We start from the raw sequence: 21,532 nt of genomic DNA, 5'->3' as shown, positions 1-21,532 counted from the left end.
TTGCAGTCTTGGCGTGATCTGCGTTCGCAGGTGGTCTCTCCTACCATCTTGTCGAAGCACCCGTCGTGGAAGAGGCCGTCGTCGCTGAAGCGCGGGGCAACACTACCTATGTGGCCGGTGGTATTCTGGCCGCGCTTCTGATTGCAGCCGCCGTTGGCCGAGAAGGCGCTCACTGGCAGCGCCCGCTTTGCGGTAACGGCCAACTTCAAATCATGCCAGATCAGAGAAATTCCCCACCAGACACCTAGGATTCGGTTATGCGCGGTGCTAGCGTCTCGCAAGCGCAGCGGCGTGTCGTATTTTGCTGCGCTATGAAGTGTTAACGAGTTAGGAACACCTGATGTTAAAGAAAATGACAGCTCTCGCAGCTGCAACAGCCCTCTGCGCCTCCACGGCTCTTGCAGGCGGCCTCTCACCCGAAATTATCGAAGCGGCACCTGCCGAACCGGCGCCAGCCGCGGCTTCTATTAGCCCGACCTATATTGTGTTGGGCGTGGTTGCGTTGCTTTTGATCGCCGCGACGATTGACGATGATGACAGTGAGGAAGAACTCACACCGGAAAAACAACCGCAGCAGCCAGGGTGATGCCTGCACCCTGTGCAGGATGACCATGCTGTCCGACGCCGCAAGCGCGTAAAGATAGCCATAAACGGCCGGCACTCCTGATAGGATGCCGGCCTGTTTTATTTTTAGGTAGCTGTCAAAGGCTTCCAAACGATTACAATCACCTGACCGGAAGCCTTTTGGCAGAGATCGCGATGGGGACCACAGATAGCAGCAAAACTGAAACTGCTAGGAAGGCCATCCGCAGCCCAAAGGCATCAGAGAGCAGCCCCATCAGCATGGGCGCAAAGAAAAACCCCGAAAACCCGATCACGGCTGTCCGGCTGATTGCTTCGGTGCGCAGATGCGGGGCCACCAGTTTACCCACCAAAGCCAGCCCCATCGGCCCGATCACAGATACGCCAAGGCCCAGAACACCAAAGCCGATATAGGCCACGAACGGCGTCGGTGCCAAAGCCGCGACAACAGCGCCAAAGGCCGAGATGACAGACGCACCGATCACAACCGGAATTTCGCGCAACCGCTCGGCCACGGCTTGCCCGGAAAACCGGCCAATCGCCATGGTGATCCCCAACATCGCAGGACCCAATGCGCCTTCGGCTGCACCACCACCCAGCGTGCGTTCAACATGCAGGGCCGACCACGCCTCAACCGTGGCCTCGGACATGAAGGCCACCAGCACAATTGCGCCGCATAGCAGGATCGGCCAGAGCGGATAGGCCCCGACATAGCCATCTTCGGCGTCCACATAGGTCACATCCATGCGCATCATCGGCAGCAGAAGGATGGCAATCGCGCCAAACCCTGCAAAAACCGGCGCCGGCGGCAACCCCGCTTCACGGGTCGCGCCCACGATCAATGCGCCCATTGCATAAGCCACCGAAAACATCGCATGGTTCGCATTCATCAAGGGCCGGTTATAGCGCGCCTCGAGTTCGCTCACCCGCGCGTTCATGACCACATCGAGCAGCCCCGAGGCCAAACCAACCAGCGCCATCGAAAGCGCAAACACCAATGGCACCGTGATCTGACCCGGGAAAAGCCATGCAAAGGCCAACAGGGCCGCCCCCACCTGCATGGCGCGCGACCCCAGGATCCTGTCCGCACGCGGGGCCAGCCACATCGAGGACACCAGCCCCGTGGCCGAGCCCAAAAGCAAAGCACCGAAAAGCGCATCCGACGCCCCCAACTGCGCTTTAATGACTGGGACATAGGCGGCAAAACAGCCCCAGAACATGCCGATAACGACAAAGGCAGTGGCAGGGCGGCGAGACAGGGACAGGGCGTTCAAAATCGACATGGCGCCATGCCTGCATCGCAAAAGAAACCAAAGCAAGTTTCAAAGTAGCCACGCGTGCAAAAAGTACCTTTCCAAACGGGCGAATCCCCCCTATACGGCGGGCTTCATCGGGCTCGGACACCCTTGGAGGCGGGCCCCTATATTATTGGAGAATTACTATGGCTGCTAAGGTCCAGGATCTTAACGCCAAGGTACGCGCGGGGACAGGCAAGGGGGCCGCCCGCCAAGCTCGCCGTGATGGCGACGTACCTGGCATTGTTTATGGTGGTGGCGCAGAGCCCCAGTCCATCAGCATCCCTTTCAACTACCTTCTGACAAAACTGCGCAAGGGTGGCTTCATGTCCACGCTGCACAACCTCAAGATTGAGGGTCAGGACGACGTGCGCGTCATTTGCCGTGGCGTTCAGCGCGACGTCGTGAAAGACCTGCCAACACACATCGACCTGATGCGCCTCAAGCGCACAAGCCGTGTGAAGATCTTTATCCCTGTCGAGTTCATCAACGCGGATACATGCCCCGGCGTGAAAAAAGGTGGCGTTCTGACCGTTGTCCGCAACGAAGTCGAACTTGACGTTCTGGCTGGCGACATTCCAGAGCACATCACAGTCGATCTGGCCAACGTACAAATCGGTGACACCATTTCGATCAGCAGTGTGACACTGCCTGAAGGTGCAACACCTGCAATTACAGACCGCGACTTTGTGATTGCCAACGTATCAGCACCGCGCGCGCTGCTGGCTGAAGACGATGGCGACGACGATGTTGCCGCGGACGAAGTGCCAACAACTGGCGACGACGCATAAGCCGCAGCGTTCAACCGCCAAGGCGACAAGGGCATCCTGATCAGGGTGCCCTTTTTCGTTCTTCCCCCAAGGATCGGAATGCAAAGACACTCTGGCGCCGCACTGCGGCATAAGATACGCTGACGCCATGAAATTACTTGTTGGCCTTGGCAACCCCGGCGCGAAATACGCGCAAAACCGTCATAACATCGGGTTTATGGCGATGGACCGCATTGCCGCCGATCACGGGTTCAGCAGCTGGCGGTCGAAATTTCAGGGCCAGACCTGCGAAGGGCGCATTGGGTCTGAAAAGGTCACGCTGCTCAAGCCCGAGACATTCATGAACCTTTCGGGGCAATCCGTGGGCGAGGCGATGCGCTATCTCAAACTCGCCCCCGATGACATTATCGTCTTTCACGACGAACTCGATCTGGCCCCCGGCAAGGTTCGGTTGAAAACCGGTGGAGGCCATGCGGGGCACAACGGCCTGCGGTCGATCCACGGCCATATCGGACCGGACTATGACCGTGTGCGCATGGGCATCGGGCATCCGGGACATAAAGACGCCGTGGCCGGCTATGTGCTACGTGATTTCCCCAAGTCCGATGCAGAATGGCTTGATGATGAATTGCGCGGGATCAGTGACGGGATCGCGGATTTGATCGCGGGTGACGGAGGCAAGTTCCTCAATGCCATCGCCTTGCGTGTTGCCCCGCCGCGATCCTCGAAATCGACACCAAAGGCGGCCAAGCCCGACCCCGCACCAGAGCCCGCACCCGACAACCGCTCGGCCATGCAAAAGCTTGTGGATCGCTTTCGGTGACACCCGCCGCGATCCAGGAGGCATTTCTATATCAGTCAAAGGCCTGCATCAGCCTCGGCTCACCCTTCATGGGGCGGCTGATGGCGCTGTGTGCAGCAATGGACTGGCCCGCAGGTGTGGTCACCGACCGCATTTTCGCATGGCAGGGTGATATCAGCCCGCGCGGGCAATCCGTACCACTGCGTCTTGCCGGTGCGCTGCACGCGCTGCATTTGCAGGGGCACGCTGGGCTTGGTGCGGCTTACCCGCCGCAAGACGCCTCCGATGCCGCCCTTTGGGGTGCCGTCAGGTCTGCGCTGGTGTCCGAGGCCGCGCATATCAACACATGGCTAGATGGCGCGCCACAAACCAACGAGGTGCGGCGCGCGGCAACGCTGATTGCCGTCGGTCAACTTCTGGCAGAGCGTTTCGGTTTGCCACTGCGCACCTCGGAACTGGGGGCAAGCGGCGGGTTGAACCTACATTGGGATGCCTACGCGCTCGCAATTCGGGATCAGAAATTCGGTGCGGATGCCCCTGCGCTGACGCTTTCACCGGACTGGGACGGGCCACTTCCGCCTGCGGCAAAACCACATGTCACTTCACGCGGCGGCGTCGATATCAACCCGCTTGATCCGCACTGTCCGGCAGATGCGTTACGTCTGCAGGCCTATCTCTGGGCGGACCAGCCAGAGCGGTTGGAACTCACACGCGCTGCGATCGGCGCGGCACAGACCCCAGTCGATGAAGGGGACGCGATTGACTGGCTTGCACCGCGCCTTGCCCATGTGCCCGGTCAGACCCACCTGATCTATAGCACGGTCGCATGGCAGTACTTTCCTGCCGAAAAACAGGCCCTCGGCACCGATCTGATCGCAGCGGCCGGCGCCACGGCGACCAAAAACACGCCTTTGGCATGGTTCAGCATGGAAAACGACGGCGGCACAAAGGGTGCAGCGCTGACACTGCGGCTTTGGCCCGGTGATGTGACGCTTCACCTTGGCCGCGCCGATTTTCACGGACGCTGGGTGGAGTGGACCGCAAGCTGACGCCGCACCCCATGGCAAATCCCGCAAGTGACACTACATAAGAATGGCGAACCGAAAGGCAGAGTAACCATGGAAAAAGACCCCTCCTTCAACGTTCTCGGCAGTACCCTTGCCCCTTGCTCGACCGACCCTATGACCGGGTTCTTTCGCAACGGGGCCTGCGATACCTGCGCCGCCGATCACGGCAGCCACACGGTTTGCGCCGTCATGACGGATGAGTTCCTCGCGTTTTCCAAATACGTCGGCAACGACCTCAGCACACCGCGGCCAGAGTTCGGTTTTCCGGGGCTGAAGGCAGGGGACGGGTGGTGCCTTTGTGCAAGCCGCTTTCTACAAGCCCACGAAGAAGGCTGCGCGCCACAAGTGAACCTGCATGCGACCCATGTGCGGGCACTAGAAATCGTGCCGATCGACGTCTTGCACATGCATGCAGCGCCCGATCCTGAAAACTGATCAGGCCTTAGCCATCAGGTCATCAATAAAAAGGCTCATAAGCTGTGTGCGCCCGCTGACACCGGCTTTGCGGTAAATCGCATTTGTCTGGGCCTTGATGGTGCCTTCGCTAACCTCGCGCAGGCCTGCGATCTCTTGGGTCGACATGCCCTTCAGGGCAAACAGCGCCACATCCCGTTCCGCCGGGGTCAATTCCCACGCGCTAAAGCGTTCTTCCAGAACATCCATAAAGGCGCCCGACGCCAAACGAAGCTGATCTTCAACAACAGCATTGCGCACCATCGTCCGCCGCAAAGTGAACCAACCAAAACCGACCCCGAGCAAAAGGCCAAGTGCCGCGCCGAGTTCCACCAACTCATAAAGTTGCCAACTCAGCGGACTGATCCCGAGGATCGATGCAAGAATGCGCGACACAAAGAAGATCGCGCAGAGGAACTGCACCACAACAATTACGACAATGGCCAACTGACCTTTTAACAAATGGGCTTCCTCTGGTCAGAGCGGACTAGTCATCGTCGTCATCGTCGTCATCATCGTCATCGTCATCATCATCGTCGTCATCGTCGTCATCGTCGTCATCGTCGTCATCGTCGTCATCGTCGTCGTCATCGTCGTCGTCATCATCGTCGTCATCGCGAGCAGAGGACGAGCCCGCGTCATCAGACCCGCCCGGATTGAAAAGACGCGGACCATCGTCGTCATCCTCGCGCCAATAATCGCGCAGGATTTCCCCTGTTTGGGGATTAAAGACTAGCTCACGGCGCAAGTCATCGCGCTGCGCTACAACGCGAACGCGGCCCAGCCATGTGCGCTGGACAGTAATCTGGGAAAAACCCTGATCGCGCAGTTGCGACACGATCTGATCCTGCACGGATTGCGCCGCTGCAAGCTGGGGGGTGCTCGCAAGCGCGAGACAAATGACGATCTTCCTCAACATGCGGAAGCCTCCCATTCAAATGCGAGCATCTCTTGTTCGTGCGACATTGATAACCTCACCATCGATCACTGGCGCATATCCAACATTGGAACGCTGCCTGACCTGCTCAATATGCCCATTAAAGCGAGTCGGGCCTATTGATAATCAGTTTACTTTGATCAAGGGAGCCATTGCACAGCGCGCCTAAACCAAAGTTTAGGCGCCTCGCACCTAGGCCTTCATGTCAAACCCAAGATGTTTGGCCACGGTAAAGATGTCTTTGTCCCCGCGTCCGCACATATTCATCACCAGCAGGTGGTCTTTGGGCAGGTCGGGTGCAATCTTCATCACATGGGCAAGAGCGTGGGATGGTTCCAGCGCCGGAATGATGCCTTCCAGCGCACAGCAGAGCTGGAACGCCTCCAATGCCTCGGTATCAGTGATGGCCACATATTGCGCGCGGCCAATATCATGCAACCAGGCATGTTCCGGACCGATGCCGGGGTAATCAAGACCGGCAGAGATACTGAAGCCCTCAAGGATTTGCCCCACATCATCCTGTAACAGATAGGTGCGGTTGCCGTGCAAGACGCCCGGGCGGCCGCCCGTCAAAGAGGCGCAGTGCTCCATCTTGGCATTCACACCTTTACCACCGGCCTCGACGCCGATGATGTTGACCTCTTTGTCATCAAGGAACGGGTAAAACAGACCCATCGCGTTCGAGCCGCCCCCGATCGCCGCAATCAGCGTATCGGGCAACCGGCCCTCGGCAGCCTGCATCTGTTCTTTGGTCTCCTGACCAATGATAGCCTGAAAATCACGCACCATCGCAGGATATGGGTGCGGACCAGCCACGGTGCCGATGCAATAGAACGTGTCACGCACGTTGGTCACCCAGTCGCGCAGCGCATCGTTCATTGCATCCTTCAGGGTGCCACGGCCAGAGGTCACCGCAACCACCTCTGCACCAAGAAGGCGCATACGGAACACGTTAGGGGCCTGACGCTCGACATCATGTGCGCCCATATAGACCACACATTTGAGACCGAATTTCGCACAAACCGTCGCCGTTGCAACACCGTGCTGCCCTGCACCGGTTTCGGCAATAATGCGGGTCTTGCCCATGCGGCGGGCCAGAATGATCTGGCCCAGCACGTTGTTGATCTTATGCGCGCCCGTGTGGTTCAACTCGTCGCGCTTCATGTAGATCTTGGCACCACCCAGATGCGCAGTCAGGCGCTCGGCGTGGTAAAGCGGGCTGGGACGACCAACATAGTGGGTCCAGAGATCATGCATCTCGGCCCAGAACGTCTCATCGGTTTTGGCATGCTCGTACTGCTCTTCCAATTCGAGGATCAGCGGCATCAGCGTCTCGGACACGAAACGTCCGCCAAAATCGCCGAAACGGCCCTTTTCGTCGGGACCGGTCATGAAGCTGTTGAAAAGATCGTTGGCCATAGGACACCTGCTTTATTTGTGCCCGCCAGACCTAACGATTCTTGTCAGAATGGTAAAGCGACCATCAGGTCGCAGACTTTCATGGAAAGTCTGAAAACAAATCCTTGATGAGGATTTGCCCACAATTCCTGACACAGGAATTGGCTATCCAACCGCAACTTTCACAGGTTCGGCATTGCAGAACACGATAATCTGTCCTGCGTTTTCAACGGCAGAGTATCCACGACGTCTTATTTCCGCTGCGAACGCGTCGCGCCCCACCATCCGTTCCATATCGCGCACCTTGCGCCGGACCACGCCACCATCGCGCGCCGATTGTGACGAAAATAGATGCCGAAACCATGCTTCGGGCGAGAGCGGAAGAATCGCGTGCTGCATACCGACAGCATCCACTGAGAAGGTAAACGCCGCCTTAATCAGCCTGCGCCGCGGCACAAAACGCTGCAATCAACGCAGCATCCTTGACGCCGGGCGCGGATTCGACGCCAGAGGAGACATCAACCTGCGTGGCCCCTGTCAGCGCAATCGCCTCACCCACAGTGTCCGGTGTCAGGCCACCGGCCAGCATCCATGGCACAGGCCAGCGGCGGCCCGCAATCAAACGCCAATCAAAGGACAAACCGTTCCCGCCCGGCAGATCCGCATCTTTGGGCGGCTTGGCATCGACAAGGATCTGATCCGCAACACGGGCATAGCTGTCCAATTCCGCGAGATCGCTTTCATCGGCGACACCGACCGCTTTCATCACAGGCAGTCCATAACGGGCCCGGATTTCGGACACCCGCTCGGGTGTTTCATGTCCATGCAGTTGCAGGATGTCCAGCGGGACATTTGCCGTGATCTCATCAAGCAGCGCGTTATCGGCATCGACCACCAGCGCGACCTTGGCCACACCGGGCGGCACAGCCAGCGCAAGTGTCGCTGCCTCTGCGATCGTCACATTGCGTGGTGATTTCGGAAAGAACACGAGCCCGACATAGGCAGCCCCAGCATCAACAGCCGCTTTGACCGCGGCAACATCACGAAGCCCGCAGATCTTGACCCGTGTCTGGCGCGGCATCAGCCTGTCTTTTCAAGCAATGCCAGAACGTCATCGCCGTCTTTGCCCGTTCCCGCAGCGCCGCGCAGCTGAGCCACCTCACGCTTGAGCGCTTCGACTTCACGCGCTTTGCCGCGCGCATCGGACCTGATGCGATGTTCGCGCACCCATTCCCACAGGAACCCGATCATCAGACCGGCACCGACTGCGATGAAGATCACGACGAACAAAGGCAGCTGGATATCAGGTTCCAGACCCAGCAGGTCACCGACCGCCTCTGGCATGGCGCGCAGGGTGACGACATCACGATTGGCAAGCCCGATCAGGATAAGACAAAGGCCAACGATGGCCCAGAATGCATAGCGAATGGTTTTCATGTCGAAAGCATACCGCAGTTCAGCGGCGCGGTGAACTGCAATTCCGCGCCACGCGTTTCAATTCTGTAAAAGCGTTGTGAAGGTCTAGTTGCCGTTCAGCCGGTCGCGTAGCAGCTTGCCTGTCTTGAAAAAGGGCACGTGCTTTTCTTCGACTTCCACCGCTTCACCGGTCCGGGGATTGCGACCGATCCGCTGATCACGTTTCTTGACAGAAAATGCGCCGAACCCGCGCAGCTCAACCCGGTCACCACGCGCCATCGCTTCGATGATCTCTTCAAAAATCGTATTCACAATCTTTTCGACATCGCGTTGATAAAGATGCGGGTTCTCGTCGGCGAGTTTCTGGATCAGTTCGGAACGGATCATAGTATGGCCTCCCAACCAGTAAGCGAACACATGGCAGCAGGTTTGTCCCCGCTTTTCAAAAGACTATAGGCATTTTGTGGCGTCGACGAAATACCGCGATTGCGGCGTTTTAGCCTATTTACGGCGCCAAGACCGCGCGAGGCACCTAGATTTGCGGCCATTCTGCCCGGCTCTTTCGCCGCGGCATAACATTGGCCCATCATCGCGAACCCACCGATTCGCATGTGATCCGGCTGTTTTCACCCCTTATGGTGCCGGATGAACGGCGTATACGAAGGCCGGTCAACGCGCAGACGCCCGTTCTCGTCAAAGTCGCGATCAGCGTTAAAGGCCAGACGAGGACGCGCATCGAACCCCGCAATCACAGCGGCCTGATCTGCCAGCACAGACCGTAGACGACCTTGCAGATCATCAGCACCCTGACCACTATGGTAACCATGCACGCCGTTTACTGTGACAGGCTCCAACACAGAGAAGCCAAGATAGCGCAGCGTATAGGCTGCGGGCCACAGCAAAAGCGCAAGATCACCCTCTTTCCCATCAAAGCCACATTCAGCCTCTTTCGCGCCGGTCGTGACGCAGAACAACGCCGTCTTATCCGTGCAAAGCCCCGCATCAAACCGCGCATCGACACGATGCAACGCACCATGGACCAAAACCCTCTCGAACCAGCCTTTCAGGATCGCAGGCGGTGAGAACCACCAGATCGGAAAGTGAAAGATGATACGGTCCGCCTGCCGGATTTTCGCAACCTCGTCCTGCACGTCCTTGGGCAGCACACCTCGGGCGGCTGACCGTTCCTGCGCCTTGAGCGGATCAAACTGGACGTCCTCAGGCCAGTCCGCGTAGTGGTATGGAGCCTCGACCGGATCAAAACCCAATACATAAAGGTCCGACCACAGCACCTTATGGCCAGCATCCTTTGACGCCTGCACCGTTGCATCAGCCCAGGCTGCGTTGAACGAGCGGCGATCAGGATGTGCGAGAACAACGAGTGTGGTGGGCATATCAAACCTCTGCCGTACATGCGCTCCAACGGCATACGCGCGATAGGCGCAGGATGTCCAGCGGGCGCAAACAATACAAAAACCCCCGCCGCAGTCTCCTGCGGCGGGGGTCAATTCAATCGTCGGCAAATGCCTGAGGCTTATTCGTCGCCCTTCAGAGCCGCACCAAGGATATCACCCAAGGATGCACCGGAATCAGATGAACCATACTGCTCGACTGCTTCTTTCTCTTCCGCGATCTCACGTGCCTTGATCGACAGACCCAGCTTGCGGGTCTTGCTGTCGATGTTGGTCACACGCACGTCAACCTTGTCGCCAACCTGGAAGCGCTCAGGGCGCTGCTCGGCACGGTCACGGGACAGATCGGAACGACGGATGAAGGATTTCGCACCTTCATAGTCAACTTCGATGCCGCCGTCTTCGATCTTGGTCACTTCAACAGTGATGACCGAACCACGCTTCACGCCGCCAACAGCCTCTGCGAAGGGATCACCGTCGAGCGCCTTGATCGAGAGCGAAATGCGCTCTTTCTCGACGTCGACTTCAGCAACCTTGGCTTTGACAATGTCACCCTTGCGGAAATCACCGATCACGTCTTCGCCACGGCCTTCCCATGTCAGGTCGGACAGGTGAACCATGCCGTCAATGTCGCCTTCAAGGCCAATGAACAGACCGAATTCGGTGATGTTCTTGACTTCGCCTTCCACTTCGGTGCCCTCAGGATGTGTCTCGGCAAAGACTTCCCATGGGTTGCGCTGTGTCTGCTTGAGGCCAAGGGAAACGCGGCGCTTGGCGCTGTCGATTTCCAGAACCATGACTTCGACTTCCTGAGAAGTGGACACGATCTTGCCGGGGTGTACGTTCTTCTTTGTCCAGGACATTTCAGAGACGTGAACCAGACCCTCAACACCGGCTTCCAGCTCAACAAATGCGCCGTAATCGGTGATGTTGGTCACACGACCCTGATGCACGGAACCCAATGAGAACTTGGCTTCAACCGCATCCCATGGATCATCCTGCAGCTGCTTCATGCCAAGGCTGATACGGTGGGTGTCTTTGTTGATCTTGATAACCTGCACCTTGATCGTCTCACCGATTGTGAGGATCTCGGAGGGGTGGTTCACACGGCGCCATGCCATGTCTGTGACGTGCAACAGACCGTCAACACCGCCCAGATCAACGAACGCACCGTATTCGGTGATGTTCTTGACGACGCCGTCAACTTCCTGGCCTTCGGTCAGGTTGCCGATAACTTCGGCGCGCTGCTCGGCACGTGATTCTTCAAGGATCGCGCGACGCGATACAACGATGTTGCCACGACGGCGGTCCATTTTCAGGATCTGGAATGGCTGCTTGAGACCCATCAACGGGCCTGCGTCACGCACGGGGCGGACATCAACCTGAGAGCCGGGCAGGAACGCAACAGCGCCGCCAAGGTCCACAGTGAAACCACCCTTTACGCGGCCAAAGATCGCGCCATCAACGCGCTCTTCGTCAGCATAGGCTTTTTCCAGACGATCCCAGGCTTCTTCGCGGCGCGCCATCTCGCGGGAGATAACAGCTTCGCCACGGGCGTTCTCGACCTGACGCAGGAACACTTCAACAGTGTCACCAACGGCCAGTTCAGCCTCTTCACCGGGGTTTGCGAATTCTTTCAGATCAACGCGGCCTTCCATCTTGTAGCCTACGTCGATGATGGCTTGGCCCGCTTCGATTGCGATGACTTTGCCTTTGACAACAGACCCTTCGGCCGGCGTGTCCATTTCGAAGCTTTCGTTCAAGAGTGCTTCAAACTCTTCCATTGAATTAGCCATGTGGCGTCGTTTTCCTAACGTTTGGTTTTATACGGGCCGTGCGGTTGTCTCCGCCGGTCTTTTGGGTTTCGGTTGGTCACTTGCATCCTTTGCGGAACATAAAACAACAGGGCCGGTTACTACCGACCCCGCTCAAGTCTCACGTCCGCGCCTGTTTCGACACTTCGACAGGGCGGCGTATAGGCGGGTTTTTTCAAGTTTGCAAGGGATTTTCCGCTGACAAGACGGCTGCTGTCGAACGCTCTAAAGCGTCGTCAATGCCCCCTGCACCGCCGCAAAAAACGCGCCCACCTGCGCGCCATCCACCAGCGCGTGGTGCACCTCAAGCGTCATGGCCATATCCCAGCGTCCGTCCCGCTCAACAAATTTGCCCCATGTCACCCGCGGAATGCAGTCATCCGGCCCGGGCAGCGCGTTGTTGATCGCCGTGTAATCCAGCCACGGCATGCAAGACAGATAGGCAAGATCATCGCGCTCTCCGCTGTTGGCTTGCAGCACACCGCCCTTCGCCACCTCTCCGATCAACGCCGCCGCCTGCGTCTCAAACGTGTCAAAATCGGCAACATAGGGCACATAGGCATAGCCGAAACTGCCCGCATCCGTCGGCACGGTCATGGATAACGTCACCATATCATGGGCAACCACAGTATCACCGCGGAAACGCATGCATAGTTCCGGTACAGCGTGCAAACCTGCCCCGATTGCATAAAGACTTGCACGGTAGGGTGAAATCCCATCGGCCTTGCGCTGCATCAGATGTGTCACATCCATGCGCGTGGTCGTCGCATAATGTGGCTGCCGGTAGGTCCGGAAAAGCCGGAACTGCGCGGCGCGGGGCCAGGTCTGAAGATCAACAAGCGTATAGGTCATACGCCAAGTGTTGTCAGATGTCCTGACCTTTCTCCAGCAGTCTTTCGATCAGTTCACGTTGCAGATCACCGCTGTCACCGGCCCCGAACTGTCCGGCCCCACTGCTGTAGAGTGAACCATAGGTCTTGGCCACATTCACGGTCTGCGCCACACCAGAAATAAACTGATTGCGCTCCAATTCCCTGAACGGATGCAGGAACACGCCCCATAGCTGCCCGCCGGCCACGGCGTAACGGGCATCAAGCGCGCTATCGAAATTGGCCTGCATGACGCGGCGCATCTCCTCGGGCGTCATTGTCTCGGCCGACCGTATCGGGACCATCGCACGCATCCGGTTAGCGCCGACATCCGTGACAATCAGGACGGGAATATCATCAATGGTCAACGAAAAGCCCGCCCCCACAAGTTCTGCTTCGGGGTCCAGCGCAAGCACAATCTCGGCCATGCGCGGCAATGTCATAGGCGGTTCAGCTTCTTGCGCATTCACCGATGCGGGCAGAAAAAAAGCGATAACGACGAGCAAACGGATCATGGGCAACTCCTTATCCCATGAGCCTAGACCACCCTTTCACAAACCGGCAAAGCAACCATTGGTGAACCATTGAAACATGGTGCCGTCTTAGCTGCGCGCCGCCTCGACGACCTTGATCGCAGCGGCAATCGCCTGTGCGGCAGTCAGCTCTGACGTGTCCAGCAGCACCGCGTCATCCGCAGGGACCAGGGGGGCCGTCGCACGGTTCTGATCCCGTGCGTCACGTTCTTTCACATCCGCCAGCACCGTCTCAAAGGTGGTGTCTGTCCCTTTACCCGAAAGCTCCTGAAAGCGCCGTTCGGCACGGCATTCGGGACTGGCGGTGACAAAAAGCTTCACATCCGCAGCAGGACAAATGACCGTCCCGATATCACGCCCGTCCAGCACCGCACCACCGTCACGCCCTGCAAAGCTGCGCTGGAACGCCACGAGTGCGGCACGCACGTCGGGGATCACCGCCACCTCGCTGGCCGCTTGCGCAACGGCGGCTGTCCGCAGGCTGTCATTCTCAAGATCAACAGGATCAAGCGTGCGGGCGGCGGCAACCGGTTCCGCCCCTGCAATCACTTTGGCGCCAACCGCACGATAGAGCAGCCCCGTATCAAGATGCGCAAAACCGAAATGCGCCGCAACCGCCTTGGAAATCGTGCCCTTGCCCGCCGCGGCAGGACCATCAATGGCGACGATAAAGCTCATGCCTCGGCACGTACAATCTGCGCGCCCAGCGCACCCATCAGGTCCTCGAATATCGGGAAAGAGGTGGCAATCGGGCTGCCATCATTCACGCGCATCGGCTTTTGCGTGGCCATGCCCATAACCATGAACGCCATCGCGATGCGGTGATCCAGCTGGCTGGCCACAGTCACACCACCCGGTACGTTGCCGTGACCCAAGCCTGTAACTTTCCACCAATCAGGGCCTTCATCTACTGTCACACCGGCCGCACGCAGGCCCTTGGCCATCGCATCAATCCGGTCGCTTTCCTTGACGCGCAATTCCTTGACGCCCTGCATATCCGTGACGCCTTGCGCAAAAGCCGCGACGACCGACAGCACCGGATATTCATCAATCATGCTCGCCGCGCGCGCGGGCGGCACAGCGATACCCCGCAAATCAGGCGAGAATTTCGCCCGCAGGTCGGCAACAGGCTCGCCCCCCTCCTCGCGCATATTCTCATAGACCAGATCAGCCCCCATTTCCTGCAATGTGGTGAACAGCCCCGCCCGCGTCGGGTTCAACCCGATATTGGGCACCAGAACATCCGAACCCGGCGTAATAATTGCCGCACAGACCGGAAAGGCCGCCGATGACGGATCACGCGGCACAACAATCGTCTGCGGGATCAATTCGGGCTGTCCATCAAGGGTAATCACCCGGCCTTCGTCAGTTTCTTCAACACTTAACGTCGCACCAAAGCCCTGCAGCATCCGTTCTGTATGATCCCGCGTCGCTTCTTTTTCGATCACAACGGTCTGCCCCGGGGCATTCAGACCCGCCAGCAAAACGGCCGATTTGACCTGCGCCGACGGAACCGGCACGACATAGCGCACTGGCACAGGGGCGCGCGCACCCACAATGGTCATCGGCAAACGCCCACCGGCACGCCCCACGGCCTGCGCCCCGAAAAGCGCCAGCGGATCAGTCACCCGCCCCATCGGCCGCCCGTTCAGCGACGCATCACCGGTATAGGTCACGGTAATGGGCGAGGTCGCCGCAGCCCCCATGATCAGGCGCACACCCGTACCGGAATTGCCGCAATCAATCACGCAATCAGGCTCGGCAAACCCGCCAACACCCACGCCACTGACAGTCCACGCACCGTCACCATAATTGGTCACCGTCGCCCCGAAGGCCTGCATCGCCTTGGCGGTATCCAGCACGTCCTCACCTTCCAGAAGACCGGTGATCCGCGTCTCGCCAATACACATCGCCCCCAAAATCAGCGACCGGTGCGAAATCGACTTGTCACCCGGCACATGCGCCTCGCCCACCAAGGGGCCACAGGGGTGCGATATCATGGGGATCGGGGTGCCGTGACCGGACATTGGCAATCTTCCTTCTTAACTCGGGCGGTTGATAGCGCAGCGCGTTCGCCGGGTCTATCACCTGTCTTATCATCTTGCCGGAAATACTCCCCCCGGAGGGTCCGACGCTCACACCCGACGGAAGGTCAGATAATGCGGTGTCCGGCCTTCACGGAGCGCCTTCTGCTCATAGCGTGTCGACACCCAGTCCGCCCATGGCGCGCGCCAATCGTCAGGCCCCTCGGCCAGCCATTCAAACCCATGCGAAGGCACCTGCTCCAGCGTCTGGCGGACATAGTCCTTGATGTCGGTCGCCACGCGCAACTCAGCTCCCGGTTTCATCACACGGTGCAAAGGGGCAAGATGCTCCGGGGTGACAAACCGGCGGCGGTGGTGGCGCTTCTTGGGCCAGGGATCGGGGTAGTTCAGAAACACCTTTGACAGCGTCGCATCAGGCAAGACGTCGAACAGATCACGCACATCGCCGGGGTGAACCCGCAGATTGTCCACATCAGCCTTGCGGATCTTGCCCAGAAGCATGGCGACACCGTTGATAAACGGCTCACAGCCGATCAGACCAATGTCGGGATAGGTCTGTGCCATATGCACCAGATGCTCCCCGCCGCCAAAGCCGATTTCCAACCAGATGTCCTTGCCACCAAAAACACCATCCAGCGCAAGCGGCGTCCGGTCGGGATTTTCTTCCCAACTGATCGGTCCGGGCGAAAGCGGCGCAAGATCGTTCTCAAGATAATCGTGCTGGGCGGCACGGATCGTCTTGCCACGAAAGCGGCCATAGAAATTGCGCCACGGGGCGCCCGAGGGATGATTGGTTTTGCTCATAGGCGGGGCTTTAGCAAGGGTGCGCAGCTTTCGCAATCAGCAGGGTGGATCGAGATCCACCCTACGCACCGTGCAAACTGTAAGGTGGGTCTTGACCCACCCTACCTTGATCAGACAGCGCGCTTGAGCGCCTCAACAAGATCGGTCCGCTCCCAGCTGAACCCGCCATCCGCATCCGGCGCACGACCAAAGTGACCGTAAGCCGCTGTGCGCTCATAAATCGGCTTGTTCAGGCCCAGATGCTCACGGATACCGCGCGGCGTCAGATCCATGACCTGTGCAATTGCACGCTCGATCGCCGCCGGATCGACCTCGCCTGTGCCATGGGTATCGGCATAGATCGACAAAGGCTTGGCCACACCGATTGCATAGCTCAACTGGATCGTGCAGCGCTCCGCCATGCCAGCGGCCACTACGTTCTTGGCCAGATAGCGCGATGCATAGGCCGCAGACCGGTCCACCTTGGTCGGGTCTTTGCCAGAGAAGGCCCCACCACCATGCGGGGCCGCACCACCGTAGGTATCTACGATAATCTTGCGGCCCGTCAGACCGGCATCGCCGTCAGGACCACCGATGACGAATGTGCCTGTCGGGTTCACCCACCATTCGGTCCGCGCGGTAATCAAGCCCTCAGGCATCACCTCGCGAATATAAGGCTCTACAATCGCACGGATATCCGCGCTCGTCTGGTTTTCATCACTGTGCTGGGTCGACAGCACGATAGACATGGCCTCAACCGGTTTGCCGTTTTCATACCGCAGCGACACCTGGCTTTTGGCATCAGGGCGGAGCGTCGGTTCTTCGCCGGATTTGCGCACCTCTGCCAGACGGCGCAGGATCGCGTGGGCATATTGGATCGGGGCCGGCATAAGCGCATCGGTTTCCGTTGTGGCATAGCCGAACATGATCCCCTGATCGCCCGCACCTTCTTCTTTGGTGTCGGATGCATTCACACCTTGGGCAATATGCGCGGACTGTTCATGCAGCAGGTTCGTAATCTCGCAGGTCGCGTGATGGAACTTGTCCTGCTCGTATCCGATGTCCTTGATGCAGGCGCGCGCAATATCCTCGATCCGCGCCATATGGTCCTTCAGCTTCGACTGGTCAGACAGCCCCACTTCGCCGCCGATCACCACGCGGTTTGTCGTGGCAAAGGTCTCACAAGCGACACGCGCTTCAGGTTCTTCGGTCAGGAATGCGTCCAGAATACTGTCGGAAATGCGGTCGCAGACCTTATCAGGATGCCCCTCTGAAACGGATTCAGAGGTGAAGATGTAATTGTTACGCGTCATCGGGATGTGCTCCATTAAGTTATACCGCCACGTCAGGAAGCCGTTGTGACAGAATCGAACACCCCGATATGGTGTGCCCGCTGCTAGGTCAATCGCTATCGCGTCTGGCCCTGAAATAACCGCCAAAGATGAACAAAAGCACCATCAGGACAACCGGCAGATCGCCCCATCTGCTATAAGGTGTCGCTGCAAGCGCCGCAGGTAAAGGCGCATCAATCGCGCCATCAACACCCAGCGGCAATGCGGCAGTAATGCGCCCTTTGGGATCAATCATCGCGCTGATGCCGGTGTTGGCAACGCGCACCATCGGCAAACCCTGCTCGATCGCACGCAGCCGCGCCTGGGCCAAATGCTGGTGCGGGCCTGCGGCCTCACCGAACCATGCATCATTCGTGATCAGCAACAACAACCGCGGGCGGGTATCGCCATAGGTGATTTCCTCGGCAAAAATTCCTTCATAGCAAATCAGCGGCACCGCAGCGCCAATTCCGGGCAAATCAACCGGCCCGGGCGTCGCACCCGGCGTAAAGCCGACGCCAAGATTGCGGGCAAGCCCTGTCGCGCCCACCTGTCCCAAGAGCCGGGCACCCGGCATATATTCACCAAAGGGCACAAGATGGCGCTTGTCATAGATGCTTTGCACCGCCCCGCCAGGGCCTACAACGACCAGACTGTTATAGGCCCGTGCTGCGGCATCGCGCCGCTGGATACCGAAAACAAGCGGTGCACCGCGCGCGGAATCGGCCAGAAAGCCCAGATCATCATCAATATGGTTCAACAGGTAGGGAACGGCCGTTTCAGGCCAGACAACCAGATCAGGCACAGGGCCTTCGGCGCTATAGGTGGTCAGGCGGCGCAGGAAAACATCCGTGAAGGCAGGGTCCCATTTCTGCTCTTGCGGGGCATTGGGCTGCACCAGACGCACGATTGGCAGATCACCGGACGGCTGTCCCGCCGGTCCGGGGCGCAGGACAAAGGACAACGCCAGCACCAGCCCCAGAACCACAAGCCCCACAATACGCGCGGGCCCCATCAGGGCCGCGACAGCCAGCCCGCAAAGCACCGTGAGAAGCGTGAGCAAGTGGGGGCCGCCATAGGCCACGACCTGCGCCAGCCCTGTTGTCACCCAGACATGGCCCAGCAAAGCCCAAGGGAACCCTGTCAGGATCAGGGAACGCAACACCTCGGCGCCGACCAGCGCGAGGGCAAACATAACCGGACTGCGCGGCGCGAGCCTTGATGCCACCCAGGCCGCCAGCGCCCAGAAAATTGCAGCCCCTGCCGCCATCAAAAACAGCGCAAAAGGGGCCATCCATCCGTGGCGCTCAATATCAACGAGGAATGGCTCGACAATCCAGCGCAGGCTGAAGGCAAAATAGCCGAACCCGAAAGCCCATGCATGAAACACAGTCTGACGGCGCGAAAGCGCCTGCAGATAGACGGCAAACACCACGCCCAGCGCAAGGATCGTCAGTGGCCACAGGTCAAAAGGCGCTTGGCCCAATCCCGCCACGGCCCCTAAAGCCGCAAACGCGACAAGCCGCAACAACGCCCCGCGCGCAGCAAACTGCACGCCAATGTTAGCCATTGCTGGCCGGTGTCAGGCGGACGCGCAACCGTTTGATCCGGCGCGGGTCTGCATCCACAACTTCGAATTCGGGACCGGCGGGGTGCACGATGACCTCGCCGCGCGCAGGCAGATGGCCAGCAAGCATAGTCACCAACCCGCCCAGCGTGTCGATTTCTTCCTCGTCGATTTCCTCGGCCTCGGTCAGGTTCAAACCGATCTCGGCCTCGAAATCATCCAGATCGGTGCGGGCCTGGGCCAGATAACAACCGGGTTTTTCAAGCACCCAGCTCTTGGCCTCTTCGATATCGTGTTCGTCCTCGATCTCGCCGACGACCTGTTCGATGACGTCCTCGATCGTGACCAGCCCGTCAGTCCCTCCGTATTCATCAATGACCAGTGCCATGTGGATACGCTCGGCCTGCATCTTTTGCAGCAACACACCCAGTGGCATCGACGGGGGAACAAAGATCAAGGGCCGCACCATCTCGCGCAGGTCCAGTTCCTGACGATTGCCGTTGAACCCGTGGCGCAGCGCAAAATCCTTGAGGTTGGCAATCCCGATGGGCGTATCCAGCGTGCCGTCATACACCGGCAAACGGGTCAGGCCGCTGGTCCGGAACACCTCAACCAGTTCATCCTTTGTAATGGTGACAGGAACAGCCACAATATCAGGCTTGGGGATCGACACGTCCTCGACACGCATCCGGCGCAAATTCAGCATCCCCAACATCGCGCCTGCTGCATTCACGTTTTCACGTGGTGCCTCATGGTTTTCTTCTGATGTCGCGGGCCCAGTAAACACGTTCACCAAACGTGAAAAAAGCCCTGGAGAGGTCTCCGTCTCATCCTGCTGCGCGCTTTGCGCAGCGCTAGACGGTCCTTCGTCTGTGTCGCCCATTTTATCCTTACCTATGTGGGTCAAACGACCCGATTACTCCCTATATGGGTCAGGAACACCCAGTTTGCCAAGTATCTCTATCTCCAAGCCCTCCATTAAGGTGGCGTCGCGGTCACGTTCGTGATCGAAACCCAATAAATGCAGGGTGCCATGAACAAGTAAATGAAGCGTGTGATCGCGCAAAGACTTGCCTGCCTCGGCTGCTTCGCGCGCACAGGTGTCATAGGCAATCGCAATATCACCCAGTTCAGGGTCCGGCACGGGCTGCGGCGGCAGAGGCATTTCACCATCTATCGCGGCACCGCGCTCCTCTGACGGCCAGCTCAGCACATTGGTGGGCGCGGGTTTGTCGCGGAAATCGGCGTTCAACGCCGTGATCCGCGCGTCATCACAAGCCAGCACGCTGATTTCAAACACCGAAGGCTCCAACCCCAGCCGTTCAAGTGCCGCATCGCAGGCCAATTGCGCCAGCGCGTCGATATCGCCCCAGCGGTCATCTTCAACAACGCAGTCGACGCTCACCTTGGGTCATCCGCCTCATAGGCCTCGATGATCGCAGCAACCAGCGGATGGCGTACGACATCTTTGGCCGTGAAGTAGTCAAAGCTTATCTTGGGAATATTCTTGAGCAAACGTTCCGCATCCCACAGCCCCGAATTTACACCGCGGGGCAAATCGATCTGCGTGCGGTCACCGGTGATCACCATGCGCGACCCCTCGCCCAGACGGGTCAGGAACATCTTCATCTGCATTGTGGTCGCGTTCTGCGCCTCGTCCAGTACCACAAAGGCATTGGACAGGGTCCGCCCCCGCATAAAGGCCAAAGGCGCGATCTCGATCACCTTTTCCTCGATCATTTTGGCCGATTGTTTGCCCGGCAGAAAATCGTTCAGCGCATCATAAAGCGGCTGCATATAAGGATCGACCTTGTCCTTCATGTCACCGGGCAGATAGCCAAGTTTCTCGCCCGCCTCGACCGCAGGGCGCGACAGGATAATCTTGTCCACATGCCCGCTGATCAACATATTCACGCCAACGGCCACGGCCAGATAGGTCTTACCGGTTCCCGCAGGCCCGATACCAAAGGCAAGCTCATTGGCAAAAAGCGCCTTTACATAGGCCTTTTGCGCATCGGTGCGCGGCTCGACCAGCTTCTTGCGTGTCTTGATCTCGACCCGCTCTGTCTCACCCTTGAACAGCTCGATCTGGTCACCACTGCGGACAGGATCGAACATCGGCTCGGCCCCCATGCGCAATTCGCGGTCCAGATCACCCGGCTCCAGCGAACGGCCCGCCTCGAGCCGGCTGTAAAGCGCGCCCAGCACCTGCGTCGCCTCGACGCGCGCATCATGGTCCCCGATGACAGCCAACTGGTTGCCACGACGCAGAATCTGCACGCCAAGTCTGTCTTCGATGGTGGTCAGGTTGCGGTCATATTCGCCGCAAAGATCGATCAGCAAAAAGTTGTCAGGGAATTCCAACAGGGATTCTGTCGCAACGTCAGCGGGTGGGGTCAGGGCACCGGTGGCCAATCAGCTCTCCTCTTCGTCTATATGTAGGTATCGTGGCAAGTGC

The 21,532-nt window shown here is 58.7% G+C and carries 25 protein-coding genes and 1 riboswitch; of the genes, 5 read left to right on the top strand and 20 right to left on the bottom strand.

The genetic code is table 11. The features are described 5' to 3' along the window. Nucleotides 1-340: 340 nt before the first annotated feature. Nucleotides 341-586, top strand: a complete 246-nt coding sequence (locus tag C7964_RS12180; RefSeq protein ID WP_110279919.1) for a hypothetical protein — start codon at nucleotides 341-343, stop codon at nucleotides 584-586. Nucleotides 587-725: 139 nt separating this feature from the next. Here C7964_RS12180 and C7964_RS12175 read toward each other — a convergent pair whose 3' ends face one another. After that, a complete protein-coding gene (locus tag C7964_RS12175; RefSeq protein WP_110279918.1) occupies nucleotides 726-1,865 on the bottom strand; it encodes an MFS transporter in 1,140 nt (379 codons plus the stop codon). Nucleotides 1,866-2,023: 158 nt separating this feature from the next. On the opposite strand from C7964_RS12175, the gene C7964_RS12170 reads away from it, so the two are divergent. The 4 genes from C7964_RS12170 to C7964_RS12155 all read left to right on the top strand — a co-directional run bounded on the left by C7964_RS12170 (nucleotide 2,024) and on the right by C7964_RS12155 (nucleotide 4,951). After that, entirely contained in the window at nucleotides 2,024-2,668 is a 645-nt protein-coding gene (locus tag C7964_RS12170; protein WP_110279917.1) for a 50S ribosomal protein L25/general stress protein Ctc, read from the top strand. A 127-nt stretch (nucleotides 2,669-2,795) separates the two neighbouring features. After that, nucleotides 2,796-3,470, top strand: coding sequence for an aminoacyl-tRNA hydrolase (gene pth, locus C7964_RS12165; RefSeq protein WP_110279916.1), 675 nt, complete (start codon nucleotides 2,796-2,798; stop codon nucleotides 3,468-3,470). Continuing rightward, nucleotides 3,467-4,498, top strand: a complete 1,032-nt coding sequence (locus tag C7964_RS12160; protein ID WP_110279915.1) for a DUF2332 domain-containing protein — start codon at nucleotides 3,467-3,469, stop codon at nucleotides 4,496-4,498. The genes pth and C7964_RS12160 overlap by 4 nt, the downstream gene beginning before the upstream one ends. Before the next feature lie 69 nt (nucleotides 4,499-4,567). Further along, nucleotides 4,568-4,951, top strand: coding sequence for a DUF2237 family protein (locus C7964_RS12155; protein ID WP_110279914.1), 384 nt, complete (start codon nucleotides 4,568-4,570; stop codon nucleotides 4,949-4,951). Here the strand turns inward: C7964_RS12155 and C7964_RS12150 are convergent, their stop codons facing one another. The 19 genes from C7964_RS12150 to C7964_RS12060 form a co-directional block, all read right to left on the bottom strand. After that, on the bottom strand, nucleotides 4,952-5,431 hold the full coding sequence (locus C7964_RS12150) for a helix-turn-helix transcriptional regulator (protein WP_110279913.1): 480 nt from the start codon (nucleotides 5,429-5,431) through the stop codon (nucleotides 4,952-4,954). A 25-nt stretch (nucleotides 5,432-5,456) separates the two neighbouring features. Further along, complete coding sequence (locus C7964_RS12145) at nucleotides 5,457-5,888, bottom strand: PepSY domain-containing protein (RefSeq protein WP_286163918.1); 432 nt, start codon at nucleotides 5,886-5,888, stop codon at nucleotides 5,457-5,459. Between the two features lie 210 nt (nucleotides 5,889-6,098). Continuing rightward, nucleotides 6,099-7,325 (bottom strand): tryptophan synthase subunit beta, encoded by a 1,227-nt coding sequence (trpB, locus tag C7964_RS12140; RefSeq protein WP_110279912.1) that lies wholly within the window; start codon nucleotides 7,323-7,325, stop codon nucleotides 6,099-6,101. A gap of 144 nt (nucleotides 7,326-7,469) precedes the next feature. Continuing rightward, the gene (locus C7964_RS12135) at nucleotides 7,470-7,703 is read right to left on the bottom strand and encodes an N-(5'-phosphoribosyl)anthranilate isomerase (RefSeq protein ID WP_110280254.1); all 234 of its coding nucleotides are present in this window, start codon (nucleotides 7,701-7,703) and stop codon (nucleotides 7,470-7,472) included. A 34-nt stretch (nucleotides 7,704-7,737) separates the two neighbouring features. After that, nucleotides 7,738-8,385 carry a phosphoribosylanthranilate isomerase gene (locus C7964_RS12130; protein ID WP_110279911.1) on the bottom strand — a complete coding sequence of 216 codons (648 nt, stop codon included), beginning with the start codon at nucleotides 8,383-8,385 and terminating at the stop codon, nucleotides 7,738-7,740. Further along, nucleotides 8,385-8,741 (bottom strand): lipopolysaccharide assembly protein LapA domain-containing protein, encoded by a 357-nt coding sequence (locus tag C7964_RS12125; protein ID WP_110279910.1) that lies wholly within the window; start codon nucleotides 8,739-8,741, stop codon nucleotides 8,385-8,387. Before C7964_RS12125 ends, C7964_RS12130 begins: the two co-directional genes overlap by 1 nt. A gap of 84 nt (nucleotides 8,742-8,825) precedes the next feature. Then, nucleotides 8,826-9,107: an integration host factor subunit beta gene (ihfB, locus tag C7964_RS12120; RefSeq protein WP_055294323.1), complete on the bottom strand. Its 282-nt coding sequence runs from the start codon at nucleotides 9,105-9,107 to the stop codon at nucleotides 8,826-8,828. Between the two features lie 239 nt (nucleotides 9,108-9,346). Continuing rightward, nucleotides 9,347-10,114: an NAD(P)H-dependent oxidoreductase gene (locus C7964_RS12115; RefSeq protein WP_110279909.1), complete on the bottom strand. Its 768-nt coding sequence runs from the start codon at nucleotides 10,112-10,114 to the stop codon at nucleotides 9,347-9,349. Between the two features lie 140 nt (nucleotides 10,115-10,254). After that, a complete protein-coding gene (rpsA, locus tag C7964_RS12110; RefSeq protein WP_286163917.1) occupies nucleotides 10,255-11,928 on the bottom strand; it encodes a 30S ribosomal protein S1 in 1,674 nt (557 codons plus the stop codon). 243 nt (nucleotides 11,929-12,171) lie between these two features. Then, entirely contained in the window at nucleotides 12,172-12,798 is a 627-nt protein-coding gene (locus C7964_RS12105) for a chloramphenicol acetyltransferase (RefSeq protein WP_110279907.1), read from the bottom strand. A 13-nt stretch (nucleotides 12,799-12,811) separates the two neighbouring features. After that, nucleotides 12,812-13,330: a hypothetical protein gene (locus C7964_RS12100; RefSeq protein ID WP_110279906.1), complete on the bottom strand. Its 519-nt coding sequence runs from the start codon at nucleotides 13,328-13,330 to the stop codon at nucleotides 12,812-12,814. 87 nt (nucleotides 13,331-13,417) lie between these two features. Then, nucleotides 13,418-14,026 (bottom strand): (d)CMP kinase, encoded by a 609-nt coding sequence (gene cmk, locus C7964_RS12095; protein WP_110279905.1) that lies wholly within the window; start codon nucleotides 14,024-14,026, stop codon nucleotides 13,418-13,420. Then, nucleotides 14,023-15,375, bottom strand: a complete 1,353-nt coding sequence (aroA, locus tag C7964_RS12090; protein WP_110279904.1) for a 3-phosphoshikimate 1-carboxyvinyltransferase — start codon at nucleotides 15,373-15,375, stop codon at nucleotides 14,023-14,025. The genes cmk and aroA overlap by 4 nt, the downstream gene beginning before the upstream one ends. A 108-nt stretch (nucleotides 15,376-15,483) precedes the next feature. Next, nucleotides 15,484-16,197: a tRNA (guanosine(46)-N7)-methyltransferase TrmB gene (trmB, locus tag C7964_RS12085; protein WP_110279903.1), complete on the bottom strand. Its 714-nt coding sequence runs from the start codon at nucleotides 16,195-16,197 to the stop codon at nucleotides 15,484-15,486. Between the two features lie 110 nt (nucleotides 16,198-16,307). Then, nucleotides 16,308-17,489, bottom strand: coding sequence for a methionine adenosyltransferase (gene metK, locus C7964_RS12080; RefSeq protein WP_110280253.1), 1,182 nt, complete (start codon nucleotides 17,487-17,489; stop codon nucleotides 16,308-16,310). A gap of 7 nt (nucleotides 17,490-17,496) precedes the next feature. Continuing rightward, a riboswitch (SAM-SAH riboswitch) is annotated at nucleotides 17,497-17,544 on the bottom strand. 33 nt (nucleotides 17,545-17,577) lie between these two features. Then, complete coding sequence (lnt, locus tag C7964_RS12075) at nucleotides 17,578-19,077, bottom strand: apolipoprotein N-acyltransferase (protein WP_110279902.1); 1,500 nt, start codon at nucleotides 19,075-19,077, stop codon at nucleotides 17,578-17,580. Further along, complete coding sequence (locus C7964_RS12070; protein WP_110279901.1) at nucleotides 19,070-19,957, bottom strand: transporter associated domain-containing protein; 888 nt, start codon at nucleotides 19,955-19,957, stop codon at nucleotides 19,070-19,072. The genes lnt and C7964_RS12070 overlap by 8 nt, the downstream gene beginning before the upstream one ends. Nucleotides 19,958-19,990: 33 nt before the next feature. After that, nucleotides 19,991-20,479: an rRNA maturation RNase YbeY gene (ybeY, locus tag C7964_RS12065; protein WP_110279900.1), complete on the bottom strand. Its 489-nt coding sequence runs from the start codon at nucleotides 20,477-20,479 to the stop codon at nucleotides 19,991-19,993. After that, a complete protein-coding gene (locus tag C7964_RS12060) occupies nucleotides 20,476-21,489 on the bottom strand; it encodes a PhoH family protein (RefSeq protein ID WP_110279899.1) in 1,014 nt (337 codons plus the stop codon). The genes ybeY and C7964_RS12060 overlap by 4 nt, the downstream gene beginning before the upstream one ends. Nucleotides 21,490-21,532: the final 43 nt, after the last annotated feature.

It is taken from the genome of Loktanella sp. PT4BL, from assembly GCF_003201935.1.
Taxonomy (GTDB): Bacteria; Pseudomonadota; Alphaproteobacteria; order Rhodobacterales; family Rhodobacteraceae; genus Yoonia.
The sequence above is the reverse complement of the archived record's forward strand: the minus strand, read 5'-3'. Positions and strand labels throughout refer to the sequence as shown.

Bases quoted from the DNA above. Each gene is read 5' to 3' on its own strand.
- C7964_RS12180 (WP_110279919.1), top strand. From the start codon at position 341: ATGTTAAAGAAAATGACAGCTCTCGCAGCTGCAACAGCCCTCTGCGCC.
- C7964_RS12175 (WP_110279918.1), bottom strand. From the start codon at position 1,865: ATGTCGATTTTGAACGCCCTGTCCCTGTCTCGCCGCCCTGCCACTGCC.
- C7964_RS12170 (WP_110279917.1), top strand. From the start codon at position 2,024: ATGGCTGCTAAGGTCCAGGATCTTAACGCCAAGGTACGCGCGGGGACA.
- pth (WP_110279916.1), top strand. From the start codon at position 2,796: ATGAAATTACTTGTTGGCCTTGGCAACCCCGGCGCGAAATACGCGCAA.
- C7964_RS12155 (WP_110279914.1), top strand. From the start codon at position 4,568: ATGGAAAAAGACCCCTCCTTCAACGTTCTCGGCAGTACCCTTGCCCCT.
- C7964_RS12145 (WP_286163918.1), bottom strand. From the start codon at position 5,888: ATGTTGAGGAAGATCGTCATTTGTCTCGCGCTTGCGAGCACCCCCCAG.
- trpB (WP_110279912.1), bottom strand. From the start codon at position 7,325: ATGGCCAACGATCTTTTCAACAGCTTCATGACCGGTCCCGACGAAAAG.
- C7964_RS12135 (WP_110280254.1), bottom strand. From the start codon at position 7,703: ATGCAGCACGCGATTCTTCCGCTCTCGCCCGAAGCATGGTTTCGGCAT.
- C7964_RS12130 (WP_110279911.1), bottom strand. From the start codon at position 8,385: ATGCCGCGCCAGACACGGGTCAAGATCTGCGGGCTTCGTGATGTTGCC.
- C7964_RS12125 (WP_110279910.1), bottom strand. From the start codon at position 8,741: ATGAAAACCATTCGCTATGCATTCTGGGCCATCGTTGGCCTTTGTCTT.
- ihfB (WP_055294323.1), bottom strand. From the start codon at position 9,107: ATGATCCGTTCCGAACTGATCCAGAAACTCGCCGACGAGAACCCGCAT.
- C7964_RS12115 (WP_110279909.1), bottom strand. From the start codon at position 10,114: ATGCCCACCACACTCGTTGTTCTCGCACATCCTGATCGCCGCTCGTTC.
- rpsA (WP_286163917.1), bottom strand. From the start codon at position 11,928: ATGGCTAATTCAATGGAAGAGTTTGAAGCACTCTTGAACGAAAGCTTC.
- C7964_RS12105 (WP_110279907.1), bottom strand. From the start codon at position 12,798: ATGACCTATACGCTTGTTGATCTTCAGACCTGGCCCCGCGCCGCGCAG.
- C7964_RS12100 (WP_110279906.1), bottom strand. From the start codon at position 13,330: ATGATCCGTTTGCTCGTCGTTATCGCTTTTTTTCTGCCCGCATCGGTG.
- cmk (WP_110279905.1), bottom strand. From the start codon at position 14,026: ATGAGCTTTATCGTCGCCATTGATGGTCCTGCCGCGGCGGGCAAGGGC.
- aroA (WP_110279904.1), bottom strand. From the start codon at position 15,375: ATGTCCGGTCACGGCACCCCGATCCCCATGATATCGCACCCCTGTGGC.
- trmB (WP_110279903.1), bottom strand. From the start codon at position 16,197: ATGAGCAAAACCAATCATCCCTCGGGCGCCCCGTGGCGCAATTTCTAT.
- metK (WP_110280253.1), bottom strand. From the start codon at position 17,489: ATGACGCGTAACAATTACATCTTCACCTCTGAATCCGTTTCAGAGGGG.
- lnt (WP_110279902.1), bottom strand. From the start codon at position 19,077: ATGGCTAACATTGGCGTGCAGTTTGCTGCGCGCGGGGCGTTGTTGCGG.
- C7964_RS12070 (WP_110279901.1), bottom strand. From the start codon at position 19,957: ATGGGCGACACAGACGAAGGACCGTCTAGCGCTGCGCAAAGCGCGCAG.